Origin of the sequence: Chryseobacterium cheonjiense (genome assembly GCF_012927265.1) — a bacterium.
Taxonomy (GTDB): Bacteria; Bacteroidota; Bacteroidia; order Flavobacteriales; family Weeksellaceae; genus Chryseobacterium; species Chryseobacterium cheonjiense.
This window is the reverse complement of sequence record NZ_JABBGF010000003.1, coordinates 525,154-540,892: the sequence shown is the minus strand read 5'-3', so window position 1 is coordinate 540,892 and position 15,739 is coordinate 525,154. Positions and strand designations below refer to the sequence as shown.

The 15,739-nt window shown below is 38.5% G+C and carries 9 protein-coding genes and 1 tRNA gene; 3 read left to right on the top strand and 7 right to left on the bottom strand.

The genetic code is table 11. The features are described from left to right. Positions 1–5: 5 nt before the first annotated feature. Positions 6–1,655, bottom strand: a complete 1,650-nt coding sequence (locus tag HHL20_RS17295) for a T9SS type A sorting domain-containing protein (RefSeq protein WP_169232417.1) — start codon at positions 1,653–1,655, stop codon at positions 6–8. 641 nt (positions 1,656–2,296) lie between these two features. Beyond that, positions 2,297–2,977, bottom strand: a complete 681-nt coding sequence (locus HHL20_RS17290) for a TrmH family RNA methyltransferase (protein ID WP_169232416.1) — start codon at positions 2,975–2,977, stop codon at positions 2,297–2,299. Positions 2,978–3,057: 80 nt separating this feature from the next. On the opposite strand from HHL20_RS17290, the gene HHL20_RS17285 reads away from it, so the two are divergent. The 3 genes from HHL20_RS17285 to HHL20_RS17275 all read left to right on the top strand — a co-directional run bounded on the left by HHL20_RS17285 (position 3,058) and on the right by HHL20_RS17275 (position 5,705). Beyond that, positions 3,058–4,074 carry an asparaginase gene (locus HHL20_RS17285; RefSeq protein ID WP_169232415.1) on the top strand — a complete coding sequence of 339 codons (1,017 nt, stop codon included), beginning with the start codon at positions 3,058–3,060 and terminating at the stop codon, positions 4,072–4,074. A gap of 54 nt (positions 4,075–4,128) precedes the next feature. Next, a tRNA-Ser gene (locus HHL20_RS17280) sits at positions 4,129–4,215 on the top strand. A 200-nt stretch (positions 4,216–4,415) separates the two neighbouring features. Continuing rightward, complete coding sequence (locus HHL20_RS17275; protein WP_169232414.1) at positions 4,416–5,705, top strand: hypothetical protein; 1,290 nt, start codon at positions 4,416–4,418, stop codon at positions 5,703–5,705. Between the two features lie 107 nt (positions 5,706–5,812). On the opposite strand, the gene HHL20_RS17270 is transcribed toward HHL20_RS17275, so the two are convergent. The 5 genes from HHL20_RS17270 to HHL20_RS17250 form a co-directional block, all read right to left on the bottom strand. Continuing rightward, positions 5,813–6,505 carry a hypothetical protein gene (locus HHL20_RS17270; RefSeq protein ID WP_169232413.1) on the bottom strand — a complete coding sequence of 231 codons (693 nt, stop codon included), beginning with the start codon at positions 6,503–6,505 and terminating at the stop codon, positions 5,813–5,815. Positions 6,506–6,806: 301 nt separating this feature from the next. Next, entirely contained in the window at positions 6,807–8,339 is a 1,533-nt protein-coding gene (locus HHL20_RS17265; protein WP_169232412.1) for a M20/M25/M40 family metallo-hydrolase, read from the bottom strand. A gap of 474 nt (positions 8,340–8,813) precedes the next feature. Continuing rightward, entirely contained in the window at positions 8,814–10,526 is a 1,713-nt protein-coding gene (locus HHL20_RS17260; RefSeq protein WP_169232411.1) for a helix-turn-helix transcriptional regulator, read from the bottom strand. 563 nt (positions 10,527–11,089) lie between these two features. Continuing rightward, on the bottom strand, positions 11,090–12,541 hold the full coding sequence (locus tag HHL20_RS17255; RefSeq protein ID WP_169232410.1) for a TolC family protein: 1,452 nt from the start codon (positions 12,539–12,541) through the stop codon (positions 11,090–11,092). After that, on the bottom strand, positions 12,528–15,722 hold the full coding sequence (locus HHL20_RS17250) for an efflux RND transporter permease subunit (RefSeq protein ID WP_169232409.1): 3,195 nt from the start codon (positions 15,720–15,722) through the stop codon (positions 12,528–12,530). Before HHL20_RS17250 ends, HHL20_RS17255 begins: the two co-directional genes overlap by 14 nt. Positions 15,723–15,739: the final 17 nt, after the last annotated feature.

The window sequence follows — 15,739 nt, the reverse complement described above, 5'->3', positions numbered from 1 at the left end:
TATATTTATTTCTTAATCAGTTTAGCACTCGCTGTTTTGTTATCATTCGTTTTCACGGTAACCAGATACGCTCCCTGAATCAGGTTCTGCGTATTGATCTTGGTTACCTTATTTTTTGTTTTTAGACTCTGCAATTGTCTTCCGCCCATGTCGTACAGTACAATATCCGCTTCCCTGAAGTCGAATCCAATTTCTATATACGCATAATCTGTTACCGGATTCGGGTAGATCTTAATATCCTGCTTTTCAATCAGTTGGTCAATCTGCTTGTCTCCCAGCTTCACGATCTTCCAGTTCTCTTTCCCCAATTCCTCTGCGCTGGTGCCGGCTAGAATTATGGATCCGTCCCTGTTGAGCTTAATATCAGAAAGTCGCTCCTCTCTTTTCCTGGATTCACCCTTCACATGTTTTCTCCATTGTTCTTCGCCTTTTTCATTCAGATACAGCATCCAGAACGTTTCATCATCAGCTTCTATCCTTCCTTCTGCCTGGGTATAACCTCCTAAAAGAATTCCTTTTGACGATTTATCATCTGAAGCATGCAGTACGCTCATTCCCATCAGAACATCCCGGTTCCTGAAATTGTAGGATTTCTGCCACATCTCTTCCCCTCTTTCGTTTAAAGAAATCAGCCACAGGTCAGTTCCTTCTTCAATGCCCACGGTTTTATTTCCGGATCGTTCCGATCTTGATTCACCGCCAACCAGGTATCCTGTCGAGGTCAAAGCCAATGTTCTTAAATGGTCATCACCTTTCCCTCCGAAATTCTTTTCCCATTCTACTTTATTATCCTTCGAAATTTTAATTATCCAAAAATCTCCCTCTCCATAGTTCTCGGTCTTCTTTGAACCTCCGATATTGCTTCTGGAATACACTCCGAGCAAAGCTCCGCCGTCTTTCGTAGGAATCATCTTTTCTACTTCATCTAAACCTTTTCCGCCCAACACCAGTTGTGATAATTCCTTCCCGTTTTTATCCAATTGTACAATCAGAACATCTTTGGATCCATAACCAATTGCCCCCGTTCCCTTTGAGAGCCTCAGGGAACGCTGATCTGCTGTTCCGGGATCATTCAAGGGAAGAGAACCGCTCATCACATTTCCCGCCACAAAGAATCCCATATCGGTCGTCTGGATCACCGCTCTGGCTTCTTCATCGGAATTACTGCCAATGGTTTTCTGCCACAGCTCATCCCCGAATTCATTGATCCGGATCAGCCAGATGTCCGAGCCTCCTTTGGAATCATCTTTTTTATCTAACCCCTTACTGCTAAACGAAGTTCCTGAAATAAGGAATCCGCCGTCCTGGGTATTCACGGTAGCCGATAAGAAATCGTGGTTTTGTCCGGAGAAATATTTTTCCCAAACCTCTTCTCCCTGTTGGTTGAGTTTGATCAGATGGAAATCGTAGCCGTTGTTTTGTGTACCCTGAGCCTGTCGAGGGACAGTCCCTGAACCTCTTGAAAGAGCGGACCCTGAGCCTGTCGAAGGGTGGATGGAGCTTCCTGTTATCAAATATTGCTGGTCAATGGTTGTGGTAACCTGGGAAAGAAAATCCTGTGTGGAAGATTTGATGTCTTTCTGCCAGACTACTTCCTGGGCAGATACGCCCAGAACGGAGCACAGGAATAAGGCTCCTGAGTAGATTTTATTCATTCTTAATGTTTATTTCGAGTTGTTGATTATTAATTTTAAATCGCTGCAAAAATATTATTTTTATTTCTCCTTAAAAAGATATACAGTGTAAATTTTATGTGAATATTATCATAGTAATTAATTTATCATTATAATTTTTGAATTATTGAGCAAAGATATTGTGGACATGCGACAAAAGGTGTCGTGTAATTCAATGATGACAAATTTTATTCCCAGACTAGAAATATTCCCCAAAATCCGGTGTGAAATTAGAAGATGTGTAACGGGGCAAAGAAAATGAGTTTAGTATCAGCAAATATTTTATTTGACTCAATTTAAAAAAAATAATCTTCCATAAAGCTATTTAATAAAACAGAATAATGAAAAAATTATGAAATTCTTAAGAGATAATCAGATATTTTCGACAATCCTTCGGATGTTGTTCGGGAACTCTTCGGAAAAAGTACTATTTTTCAGAAGCCGACCCGAAGGTGATCCGAAGAAAACCCGAAAAAATTCAAAAAAAACATCTAACCTGCCAAGAAATCAAAGCCGGCCATAGTTTCATCAGTAATTCAAGTGAGAAATTTCAGTATATCTCTTTGAATCATCTTAAAAAGGCGAAAGAGAGCATCAAAGAGTTTTTAGAGAATAAGAAAAATTTATTTAAAAACTTCAGAAAGCTGATTGTCCGTTAGATATTTCTCAAAAATCTGCTGTCCGCTTCGGATAGAATTCACTGCCCAGCGGATTTTCATTTTTAAGAGTTTTTCTTCATTCAGCTTGTAATTAATATCTGATTTAATTAATTTTTGTTTCAGTTCATACATGCAGATTGAAGCAGCTACAGAAACATTAAAACTTCTTGTAAATCCGTACATCGGGATGGCGAGTGTTTCATCGGCAAAATCAAGAATCTCCTGTGAAACCCCTTCCATTTCGGTTCCGAAAACAAGAGCTACAGGTTCAGTGATTTGATAATCGGGAAGCATGGTTGCATTATTCTCTAAAGAAACAGCGAGTATTTTATATCCTCTTTCTTTGATTTTCTGGAAAGATTCCATATTCCGGGGAAGTTTTTCAACCTCAACCCAGGTATCTGCACCTTTTGTAACGCGGAGATTCGGTTCAAAACTGTATTCTTCCTGCAGGGCCACTACTTTATGAAAACCGCAGGCCTCTACCGATCTTACAATTGCCGCTGCATTACGGAACTGGTAAATGTCTTCTACAACAGGCAATACAAAATCCGAACTTTCTAATGAAAAATGTTCAATTTTGGAAAGTCTTTCTTCCGTCAAAAACTGCTTTAAATATTCAAAAGTTTGTGCTAAATCTTCCATTCATTTTCAAATCTTTGCAAATTAACGTAATTTTGAGGAATCCTCCTGAAGGGGAAATAAAAATCTAATAAAAATCATTTATGAAACGAAAAGTCCTTTTGATCTATACCGGCGGAACCATCGGTATGGAGAAAGATTATGAAACCGGAAGCCTCCGTGCATTTGATTTTGGAAATATTTTCGAAAAAATGCCGGAAATGACGCTGATGGAATGTGAGGTTTTCGTTCACCCCTTCTCAAAACCATTGGATTCGTCTGATATGGGTCCGGAGGAATGGAAAATCATCGCCCATTATATTCATAAAAATTACGGTAAATATGACGGATTTTTGGTTCTTCACGGAACGGATACGATGTCCTACACGGCTTCAGCACTGAGCTTTATGCTGAAAGGATTGAAGAAACCAGTCATTCTCACAGGCTCCCAACTCCCGATCGGTGATCTGCGGACAGACGCAAAGGAAAATCTTTTAACCAGTCTTTACTATGCAAGTTTATATGAAAATGATGAGGCAGTCATCCAGGAAGTGGCCATTTATTTTGAATACAAATTGCTTCGCGGAAACCGAACGCTAAAATATTCTGCGGAGTACTTTGATGCATACTCGAGCCCGAACTACCCTATTTTAGGTCAATCGGGGGTACATCTTAATATCATTAAAGAAAATCTTCACCGATGCGATCCCGGAATTGAATTCCATGTAGACGATCATATTTCGGAAGATATTATTTTCTGGAGAATTTTTCCGGGTATGAACCTCAACCATTTTAAAGAAATCCCGAAAATGAAAGTACTGATCCTTCAGGTTTTTGGCTCAGGAACCATTTTCAGCAGTGATAAAACGGTAGAAACTTTACAGCAGATCCGCGACAACGGAACGGAAATCGTGGTGGTAAGCCAATGTATTTCAGGAGGAATCTCATTCGGGAAATATGAAAACAGCAATATCTTTTCAAAAATCGGCGCCATCAGCGGAAGAGATATGACTGCTGAAAGTGCCATTACTAAAGCAATGCACCTTATAGACAATCCCAATTACGCAGGCAGCTTTAAAGATAACTTTTCAAAAAGCCTTTGTGGAGAAATTTCGCACTAATTGCAATAATAATTTGGATATTCAATAAATTCCCTTATTTTTGCAATCTCAAATAGAGAGGTGTCCGAGTGGTTGAAGGAGCTACCCTGGAAAGGTAGTATACGGGTAACTGTATCGAGGGTTCGAATCCCTTCCTCTCTGCAAAAAACGTTGATTTTTAATCAGCGTTTTTTTTTATTTTAGGGATACAGCAGTTACCTAAATTTCATTCTTAAAATATCGAGCTCGTGGGACGTATCCACTTTACAGTATTTTTTTATACGCTAACTATCTGATAACTAAATTTCAAAAATTAAATTGCACAATTAAAGATGATTTCTTTTCTTTGATAAAAAATGCATATGAAAAAAATTATTCTTTTATTAAGTCTAAAAAGTTTCATGTTTTATTCTCAGGTAGGTATAGGAACTACAAATCCCGATCCTTCTTCCGTTTTGGATATTCAGGCATCCAGTAAAGGTCTGCTGATACCAAGGATCAATCTATCCACCAATCCTGTAGCTAACCCGCAAAAATCTCTTTTAGTTTGGAATACAGATACATCTGTATATTCGGAGGGATTTTATTATTTTAACGGGAGCATATGGAAAAGGCTTGAAAGCAATACGGTCTGGAATACTACAGGTAATACAGGGACTTCTGAGGCTAATGATTTTTTAGGAAATATTGATAATAAAAGTCTAGCCATACGAACAAACAATATTACAAGAATGAGGATTGGAAGTGAAGTTGCGGGAAACTCGTTTACCAACGTCAGTATCAGTCTGAATCCTTCTACATCATATACCGGTTCTATTGTTTCTGCAAATAATACGCTTGATGTTCAAAGCGGAACTTCAGCCGCCAATGTTTTCGGAATTGAAAATCTGCTTTATCTTAGAAACGGCTCTACGGTCTCAAGTACTTTCAGGGCTCTACGAAACAGATTATGGAATGTTCAGACAGCCAATTATCCCAATGTTGTAGGAACCTTGAATGAATATCGCGGAGAAGTAACAGCAATAAGCAGTTTTAAGGGATTTACCAATACCTATGATTTCAGGGCAGGCTCCAACACCACTGAGATGATGGGATTTTCCAATGAATTCACAGGACAAATCAACGGAACGATTACTAATTATTATGGGTTTTATTCCGGTATTCACAGCAGTCTTTCAGGATATACGAATTATTACGGATTTTACCAGCCTAATATAGGAACAGCATCCAACCGGTATGCTTTTTTTTATGATGGAGATGATACCAATACGAAAGATGTTGTTGTTACGGGTACTGGAAGAATTGGAGTGGGAACCAATGCCCCGCATTCAAATATCCAGGCCGAGGGTTCTCTGTCTATGAAATATGATGCTACCGGAACTGCCACAGGCGTTTACAACATAACTGATAATAATTATACAGTAAGAATCTTTAACCAGGTTTCGTCTATAAATCTGCCAAATCCGAATACCTGCAAAGGCAGAATATATATATTGATCGGAAGCAACGGAATTGCTGCGAAAACAATAACGGTAAGCGGAGGAGCCGTGATCTACGATGATGTTTCAAATGTTACGATTAATACTATATCTTCAGGTCAGCGTTACCAGATCCAAAGCGATGGCAAAGACTGGATTGTTATTGGGAATTAAAAAAAACTATAAAAACCGCCTGATCCAAAATAGATCAGGCGGTGTGTTTGAAAAGTCTCAACCTCTTCTCAAACTATAATCTAGCTATATGAATGTTTGGTATTAGTTTAATTACAAATGGTAAGAAAATGATGGCTCATCTGTACCCTGAATTTAGCATCAGATTTCAGTTTTGCGTAAATTGTATTTTCAAAAGCATACACTTCTTTTAATTTTTTATCGATAAATTCTGCAATCTGAACTATTGAGAAAACAAAATCTCTGTAAATTGCTATGTTCACTGTCTGACCATAAACAGGAAGGTAAGCTCTCAAAAATGGCAGTGTAGACTGATGCTGACTGTAGTTTACATAATATCCGGCTCCATTTCCGGAAGTAATGATGTCATGATCGTTGATATGGTTCAGTATATTTTTATCTGCTTTATCTTTATTGGCCAGAATGTGCCTGTTGATTTTATCTAAAATATGTTGTGCATATTCCATCATGCTGATCGTTTTCCACTCGAAAATATAATTCATGCTCTTTGTACTTTTAGGCGTTGCATTTTCGCAGCCGGTACAGAAAGAAAGTCCTATTTTATCATAATATGGAAAAGAGCATTCCTTAATCTGAATGGAAGCATCAGCCTGCAGCCTGTCATTGGCAAAATTGTAATATAAATAAGGGCTGTACAGTTCTGCAAGAGCTTTCAGATAATAGGTTTCGGAGGTATTGCAAGATTCTTCAAACCATTTTTCAAGATTGTCGTAATACCGGTTTTCAAATTCGTTAAAGCTTAAATATAATGGCAGTTCCATAGCGTTGTTATTTTGATATGACAAAGCTAATAGGGTAAAGCGACAAAACTTGACGTGTTATTTTTTTGTTTTAATTTTTTCGGACTGATTTAATTTTTAACGCTAAGAGCGCCCGTTTTTCATTAGAAAGCTGCGCAAATTTATCCACTAAGGCATTTGATTCAGAAAGATACAGTTCATAAGTAATTTATACGTTCTTTGTGATTCTGAAAGCATCAAGTTTATATTGAGATCCTTCGACTGCTTCGCGTTCAGGATGACAATCGCTAATACTTATTGTTTATTACTCATTGCTTATTATTTATTTATCATAATTTCTCATGATGTATTCAAAATAGTGGATCATTTTCATATAGTTTTCTACGCTGAGATATTCGTTGGTACTGTGGATGGACTGCTTTTCGGCATTGTTTATTTTTATCGGCATGAAGCGGTATATGTTTTTGCTTACGATCTGGTATTTGTAAGCATCCGTTGCGCCCACCGTGAGATAAGGGGTTGCTATTGCCGTCGGATGAATTTCTTTAATGGCCGCTTCAATTAATTTGAAAGCTTTCGTGTTTGAAGGAGAAACGGCGGAAGCCTCTTTTACCGTGTCGATTTCTTCGATTTCCACATCAAATCCTTTGGTGGCATCTGCAATGTGCTTTTTCACATCATTTACAGAGTTGCCGGGAAGAAGTCTGAAATTCACCACAAATTCTACTTCGGGTGAAAGGACATTGGGAGCGTCGCTTCCTTTCATCATGGTTAAAGCAGTCGTTGTACGAACTAGCGCGTTGGTAGAATTATTTTTTGTGAGCTGTGAAAGCAGTACAGGTTTTAAGAGCCACTGATTAGCGATAGCCATTCTATTCACAAAAGGCATTGATCCGCCAACATTGGTAAAAAACTGATTGATAAGCGGTGTCATAACAGGTTTCACCTGATCGTTCTCCAGGCGCTGCATGATGACCGCTGCTTTTCCGATAGCACTTTCTGAAGGAGGCATAGAGGAATGTCCGCCAAGACCTTTTACTTTTATTTTAACGGAAAGAAACCCTTTTTCGGCACATCCAATCACTGCAACATCTGAATCGATTCCCGCAACACTTCCCTTTTCAAGAATTAAACCGCCTTCATCGTAGACGGCATCAAACTGTATATTTTTAGTCTTAAAATATTCTGCAATTTTTACGGCGCCTTGTTGTCCGCCCACTTCTTCATCAAATCCAAAGGCCAAGTAGATGTCGCGTTGAGGAATATGTTTTGTTTTTATTAGGTTATTCATGGATTCCAACAGGGAGAACAGCATTCCTTTCATATCGATGGAGCCTCTTCCGTAAATTCTGCCATTCGCTACAGCCCCGGAAAACGGTCCGAAATCCCATTCTTCCGAAACTTCTGATACGGCAGGCAAAGGCCTGTCATCCGGACTGAAAACGTTTTCACTTTTATCTTTCACCTCAGCATCTCCGGAAGGAACCACATCGGTGTGGGAAAGAAATAAGATGGGATCAAGGGAAGGATTACTGCCTTTTAACCGGAATACCAAGCCGTAGGTATTGACCTCGACAAATTCTGTATTCTGATAAACAAGCGGATAAGAAGTTTTGAGATATTCTTTAATCGTATCAAATGTTGAATAATTAAATTCTCCCAGTTCACCCGAGGAAACTGTCGGGATTTTCAAGCCGCCCGACAGCCTTTGAATAGCGGAATCGTCTTTTATCATTTTCCACCCTGAAGCAGTATTGGTATTCACTTTTTTAAAAGGATAAGTGAACGTCTTAATTACAACAATAATGATCAGGAGAATGAGAAGGCTTATGAGGATGAAGATGAGTTTTTTCATGGTGGATTTGGTGGGTTTTAATTTTTGTGAAGTTTTACGGGAATTACAAATATAGATTATTTTTGTTTTTGTCCGATTGGCTTTAATGTAATGAAAAACCACTGCAAAAAATGCAGTGGTTTTGTTTTTTAACATATAAACTGATTAACATACAGTAATTTTAAAAATGCTTAAAATATCAGTTAAGACTCCACGTTTGATAAAAAAATATATTATAGTAAATATTAAAGAAGCGATCGCCGCTTGCCAACCATTTATATCCATAAACATTGATAAGGTGGATTGCTTTCTTCTTTTCTTTAAATAATTTTTAAAATTAAAATTTTCTTTCTTAAATCTAAAATCCAATATAAAGTATATATATAGGAGAATAATGATTAAGAAAATAATATTCTGGAATATATAATTACACATAAATAATTGATTCTAATATGTACAGACTTGCTTATTATTAAGCTTTTTTAGGATGCTTTATTAGTTGCCATTACTCTCAATCTCCTGCATCCTCTTTTTAATAAAATCCGTAGGGCGTATTCCGTTGATTTCATAAAAAAGATCAGAGAAGTTTTGCCGGGAAGCAATTCCGCACTCTCTGGCGAGAGTTTCAATATTGTATTTTAAATACTTTTTGTCTTCGAATAAGATAGTGGTAATGTAATTGATCCGGAGCTGGCTGAGATATTTATTAAAATTTCCACCCTTATGCTCATTGATGACCTGAGAGAGATAGCTGGAATTGGTTCCCAGTTGTGAAGCCAGTTTGCTGATGGTAAGTCCTTTCTGGGTAAAGCCTTTCTTGTTTTCAAAGGTCTGCAGTTTACGTAGCAGTTCTCCCACCTTACTTTCATGAAGGTTTGGTCTTTTTTCTTCTATAGAATTATGCGGAACCTGAACTTCAGTCTGCTCTTTTACAAACTTTTCTTCGAGCAGAATATACTTCTGCTTAATTTCTTTTGCTTTCTTCTGTTTTTTTGTGAAGAGCATAATAAGACCTATTGCCCATATAATCAGCAGGATAATAATAACGGTTACCAGATAATTCATTTTCTGCAGCTTGTTTTTCTCTTCCAGTAATGTTTTGGTGTCATAATCTTTATGAATCTTCGGAGATAAATAGCTGAAGTCTCTGGACATGATGCTGTCTGCTTTCAGCAATTGGCCCGTATAATAGAGCTGCTGTGTCTGGTCTTTGTTTTTCTTGCTGTAGTTGATAAGAAGCTCATAATTTTCTCTGAGTTCGGGGAGAATAAACTGATGTTTATTAAAAATTGAATCAATCTTTTTGAAATAAACAACGGATTTTTTAGCATCATTCATCCCGAGATAAGTTTTACCTATAAAAAAATAATTGACGGAAAGTCTTGCAAAATCTCTGCTGTTACGGATAGCAGGAAGAGATCGGTTAAGATCTGACAACGCTTTTTCATATTGCCTTTCGTTATACTCAGAAATACCTTTTGAAAGAAGGAAATATCCTTTTTCCTGAGCGAAATCGCGATTGTCGCCAGCTTCGGAAAGTCCTTTTTCTATAGCCGCATCCATCTCATTGTATTTTCCCAGATGTCGGTAGCAGATAATCAGCTGGTGAAGGCTGTTGAGATATCCTTTTTTGTAATTGTAAATTTCATTCGGATGAAGGTCGGTTTTTAATTTCCCCCTGTAAAATGCAAGACATGCCCTGAAAAGATCAGCTGCTTCATCATAATATCCCAAATAACTCTTAACTACACCGATATGATAAAGGTTCTGGTATTTCAGGAATGCATTTTTTGTGCTTTTCGAATATTCGTAAGCTTCCAGATATTCATTAAGAGCAAGCTGGAATTTTTTGTAATTGTAGTAGTAAATAACTCCTTTGTCAATATGAGCAATAATCAGAAGGTCTTTATCATGGGAAAGGTTTGCCGCCCAAACCATGCTGTCTGCATATTTCAGCTTTTCTTCATCAAGAAAAGAGAAGAATATCCCGTCCTTATATCCCTGAACTAATTTTTCATAGTTTTTTTCCTTTTTTGCCTTTATGATGTATGGACGAATGTAAGGGAAAGCTTTACTATCATTTTCTTCAAAGTTTTCATACTTCTTTCTCAGTTCATCATACTGACTGTTCACCTGCGAGAAGCAGAATTGAAAACAGACGGCACAAAATAAAAGAAGTAGTTTTCCGGTCACCTTAGTATTGTTCATTACAGATAGCGGTCAAAATTACAAAAAATGAGCGGTTTTTCTCAAACAAGTTTGAATTAATATATTTTATAGAATTATTTCTACTTTACAAATATAAAAACTGAAAATCAATATATTAAATACATTAAACGATTGAATAAATACGTCATAATTTACGAATAAAGACAACAACTATTTTTATATCCGGATTCAACCTGATACTTTTGAACCAAGAACAACAGAAGAAATAAAAGAAATATCCTAACCATAAAAACTCACAAACTAAAAACCATGCCTACACTCAAGGGTGAAAATCAATAACCGGAAAACATGATGATTCAATAATCTTACCACCTCCCTTCAGGGAAATTACTTTGTTTGGGAGGCTGGTTTTTAATTTAATTTTAAAAAACTAATACCTTTTTTATAAAAAACTAACCGGATAATTTAGCTGCTTCATAGTGCAGATAAATTAGCAAAAAAGGTTCTTAGAATCTTTTTATTGAAGTTTTCAGTTTTAATCGAAAAGAGACTGGTCCCTTTCGGGCAGTCTCTTTTCTTTTTAAAACATTAAGGATTTATAATTACTTCCAGCCTCCGCCTAAGCTCTTATAAATATCCACAACTGTACTCAGCTGTTTTTGTTTAGCTTCCACCAGCTCCATTTTTGCATCCAGGGCGTCTCTCTGATTGAGAAGAACTTCCAGATAATCTGCCCTTGAGTTCCTGAACAGCTGATTCGCTATATCTATTGATTGTTCCAAAGCCTTGGTTTCATCAGACTTCAGTTTATAATACTGATCTATATTTTTCACTTTCGACATCAGATTGGCAACATCCAGATACGCATTCAGAATGGCTTTATCATATTCATACAGTGACTGGATCTGTCGTGCATCAGCGGTCTGAAAATTAGCTTTGATCGCGCTTTTATTAATAAGCGGACCTGCCAGTTCACCAGCAAGACTTGCCGCCACAGATTCCGGCAATTTCACCAGATAAGATGGCTTAAACGCCTCCAATCCCAGCGTTGCTGAAATTTCCAAAGTAGGATAAAATTCTTTTCTTGCCGCTTCAACGTCAAGCTTTGCTGCTTTCAGTTCCAGCTCTGCCTGCTTAATGTCGGGGCGGTTTGCCAGGAGCTGAGAAGGAATCCCTGTATAAACCGTTTGCGGAATCATAGACATAAAATCGCCTTTTGAGCGTACGATAGTTTGCGGGTACCGACCACAAAGCGCATTGATCTCATTTTCTTTTTCAGTAATCTGCTGCCGGATAGTATATTCTGTTGCTTTAGATTTCGCCAGTTCAGATTCAAATTTTTTCACCGCGAGTTCAGTGGCTGCAGCGGCTTCTTTCTGAATTTTTGAAATTTCCAGCGCCTTTTGCTGTAACTTCGTGTACTGCTGAATAATATCAAGCTGATTATCCAAAGCCAGTAATTCATAATAGTTGTCTGCAACTTCTTCAATTAAATTTGACAGCACGAAATTTTTTCCTTCCACGGTTGACAAATAATGTGCAACTGCCGCTTCTTTCTCTGTCCTAAGTTTTTTCCAGATATCGACCTCCCAATTTGCCATTAAGCCGCCTTCAAAATTTCCAAGTATGTCCGGAACTTCTCTTCCAGGTTCAATGTCTGTGGAGGCATCACCGGCTCCTTCGCTAGTGTAACGTCCGACTTTACTTACTCCCGCTCCGCCACCTGCAGAAACAGTTGGTGTTAACCTTCCTTTTTTAGCTAAAACTCCACTTTTTGCGATTTCAATCTCCTGCAAAGTGATCATCAGCTCCTGATTATTTTTTAAAGCGGTTTCGATTAAAGCCACTAAATTAGGATCGGTAAAAAATTGTCTCCAAGGTGTAGTTCCGCTATTATTATTGGCATCACCCTGATCTTCCTGATTAAAGCTCTGAGGTACATTTTCTTTCACCTCATCCTTTATAACGGTCGCCACCGGCGCCTTACAGCTTGCTAAAACAAGCGATAAGGCAATGGCTGCTATATATTTATTATAATTATTATAAATCTTCATGTTTATTATCGTGTTGATAAGGTTCTGTTTGTTCAGTTAAAGGATTCTCTTCTTCATATTTCGCCAGCTTAGACTTTTCAGCGATTGTTCCGAAGATGTAATACAATCCCGGGATAATCATTAATCCGAAAATAGTTCCGATTAACATACCTCCTGCTGCTGCTGTACCGATGGTCCGGTTACCAATTGCGCCCGGTCCGGTCGCCATTACCAATGGAATTAAACCTGCAATGAATGCAAATGATGTCATCAAAATCGGACGGAAACGGATCGCAGCTCCTTCAATCGCAGCCTGGGCAACCGGAATTCCTTCTTCCGCCTTTTTCTGGACGGCAAATTCTACGATCAACACGGCATTTTTACCGAGAAGACCAATCAGCATGACCATGGCAACCTGAGCGTAAATATTGTTTTCCAACCCTAATAATTTAAGACATAGGAAAGCTCCGAAAATCCCCGTCGGCAATGATAAAATTACCGGTAACGGAAGAATGAAACTTTCATACTGTGCAGAAAGTATTAAATAAACAAATCCTAAACACACCAGAAAGATGAAAACAGCTTCATTACCACGGCTTACTTCGTCTTTGGAAATACCTGCCCAGTCGATTCCGAAACCTCTTGGAAGGGTCTTATCCGCCACCTCTTTGATCGCCGCAATAGCCTGCCCTGAACTGTAACCCGGAGCCGGAGTACCACTCACCTCGGCAGAATTATACATATTATGTCTGGTGATCTCCGAAAGACCGTACACTTTTTCCAGATGCATAAAATCTGAATACGGAACCATCTGTTCTTTATCATTTTTAACATAAAGCTTTAGTAAATCACTTGGCAACGCACGATATTGAGGACCTGCCTGAACGATTACTTTATAAGGCCTGTCGAAACGGATGAAACTTGTCTCATAATTGGAACCAATCAATGTTGATAAATTATCCATTGCATTTTCAATTGTTACTCCCTTTTGCTCGGCAAGGTCATTATCCACTCTCAACATATACTGGGGGAAACTTGCAGAATAGAACGTAAATGCTGACCCCAGTTCAGGACGTTTTTTGAGTTCTCTTACAAAGTCGTTACTTACCTGCTCCATTTTCTGATAATCCCCGCTTCCCGCTTTATCAAGCAGACGGAGTTCGAAACCACCTGCTGCACCATAGCCCGGAATGGATGGCGGCTGGAAGAATTCTATATTTGCCCCCGGAATATTTTTCGCTTTTTCTTCAAGCTTTTCTATAATTTCGGCAGCAGATTCTTTCCGGTCTTCCCAACTTTTAAGGTTGATCAGACATGTCCCTGAATTTGAGCCTGTACCTTCTGTAAGGATTTCGTAACCCGCCAGTGAAGAAACAGACTGTACGCCATCAATATCTTCAGACTCTCTCAATAATTCTTTGGCAATCTGATTGGTTCTTTCCAACGTGGAACCCGGAGGCGTCTGGATAATTGCATAGATCATCCCCTGATCTTCTGCCGGAATAAATCCGGAAGGCAATGAATTGCTTAAAAAGAATGTACAAGCACAAAATGCTAATAATAATGGTAAAGTGATTGTTTTTTTCTTCACCGTTTTGTTCAGCATTTTTTCATATTTCCCTGCTCCTTTATTAAATAATCCGTTGAATTTATCAAGGAAAATAGTGATCGGCGTTCTTCTTTTTGCTTTTCCGTGGTTATTCTTTAAGATTAACGCACACAAAGCCGGAGTTAATGTTAAAGCTACAACTCCTGAAAGAATGATTGCAGAAGCCATCGTGATGGAAAACTGACGGTAAAATACCCCTACCGGACCAGACATGAACGCAATCGGAATGAATACAGATGCCATTACCAGAGTAATCGCGATAATTGCCCCGCTGATTTCGTGCATGGCTTCTTCTGTTGCTTTTAGCGGAGATAAATGCTTCTCCTCCATCTTGGCGTGAACCGCTTCAATAACCACAATCGCGTCATCTACCACAACCCCGATCGCCATTACAAGAGCAAATAAGGAGATCATATTCAATGTAATTCCGAAAGCAGACATGATTGCGAAAGTACCCACCAACGAAACCGGAACTGCCAAAGCAGGAATCAACGTAGAGCGCCAGTCTCCTAAAAATAAGAATACTACAATTGCTACTAAAATAAAGGCTTCAAAAAGCGTGTGAACTACTTTTTCAATAGATGCATCAAGGAATTTTGATACGTCATAACTGATGTCATAATGCATTCCTTTCGGGAAAGTGGTTTTCTGCAATTCTTCCATCAAAGATTTTACATTCTTGATAACATCACTTGCATTGGAACCGTAGGATTGTTTTACCGTAATCGCCGCAGATGGTTTACCATTTAATGTAGAGTAAATATCATACATCGAAGAACCGAATTCAATATCGGCAACATCTTTTAGTCTGATAAATTCTCCGTCCGGTTTTGCTTTAAGAATGATATTCCCGTAATCCTTTTCATTATTAAAACGACCCGGATATTTTAGAATATATTCAAATGACTGCGATCTTTTCCCGGAACTTTCCCCGGTTTTCCCCGGAGAGGCTTCCAAACTCTGCTGATTGAGCGACTCCATCACTTCGTCTGCAGAGATGCTGTACGCTGTTAACCTGTCCGGTTTCAGCCAGATACGCATTGCATATTCTCTGGTACCGAGAATATCTGCGAAACCTACACCGCTTACCCTTCTTAATTCAGACATTACATTGATGTCTGCATAGTTGAAAAGAAATTTCTGATCAGCTTTAGGGTCATCACTATACAGGTTAATGTACATCAACATATTCGGTTCTTCCCTTGTAATTTTTACCCCTTCACGCACTACAAGAGGCGGAAGCTTGTTTACTACTGAAGAAACACGGTTCTGTACGTTTACCGCAGCTACATTCGGGTCGGTACCTAAATCAAAAACCACCTGAATGGATGCTTCCCCGTCGTTTCCGGCGTCGGAAGTCATATATTTCATACCCGGTACACCATTTAATCCTCTCTCCAAAGGAATTACAACAGATTTGATGAGCAATTCGTTGTTAGCTCCCGGATAATCCGCTGTAATATTTACTTTTGGCGGAGAAATCGAAGGAAACTGGGTAACCGGTAACTTCACAAGGGACAAAACTCCCATAAACACGATAATCAAAGAGATTACGATAGACAGAACAGGTCTGCGAATAAATTTCTTAAACATAATTACTTACTTCATTG

Excerpts from the sequence above, each read along its gene's own strand:
- HHL20_RS17285 (WP_169232415.1), top strand. The coding sequence starts at position 3,058 with ATGAAACGAAAAGTCCTTTTGATCTATACCGGCGGAACCATCGGTATG.
- HHL20_RS17255 (WP_169232410.1), bottom strand. The coding sequence starts at position 12,541 with ATGAAGATTTATAATAATTATAATAAATATATAGCAGCCATTGCCTTA.
- HHL20_RS17295 (WP_169232417.1), bottom strand. The coding sequence starts at position 1,655 with ATGAATAAAATCTACTCAGGAGCCTTATTCCTGTGCTCCGTTCTGGGC.
- HHL20_RS17250 (WP_169232409.1), bottom strand. The coding sequence starts at position 15,722 with ATGTTTAAGAAATTTATTCGCAGACCTGTTCTGTCTATCGTAATCTCT.
- HHL20_RS17270 (WP_169232413.1), bottom strand. The coding sequence starts at position 6,505 with ATGGAACTGCCATTATATTTAAGCTTTAACGAATTTGAAAACCGGTAT.
- HHL20_RS17260 (WP_169232411.1), bottom strand. The coding sequence starts at position 10,526 with ATGAACAATACTAAGGTGACCGGAAAACTACTTCTTTTATTTTGTGCC.
- HHL20_RS17265 (WP_169232412.1), bottom strand. The coding sequence starts at position 8,339 with ATGAAAAAACTCATCTTCATCCTCATAAGCCTTCTCATTCTCCTGATC.
- HHL20_RS17290 (WP_169232416.1), bottom strand. The coding sequence starts at position 2,977 with ATGGAAGATTTAGCACAAACTTTTGAATATTTAAAGCAGTTTTTGACG.
- HHL20_RS17275 (WP_169232414.1), top strand. The coding sequence starts at position 4,416 with ATGAAAAAAATTATTCTTTTATTAAGTCTAAAAAGTTTCATGTTTTAT.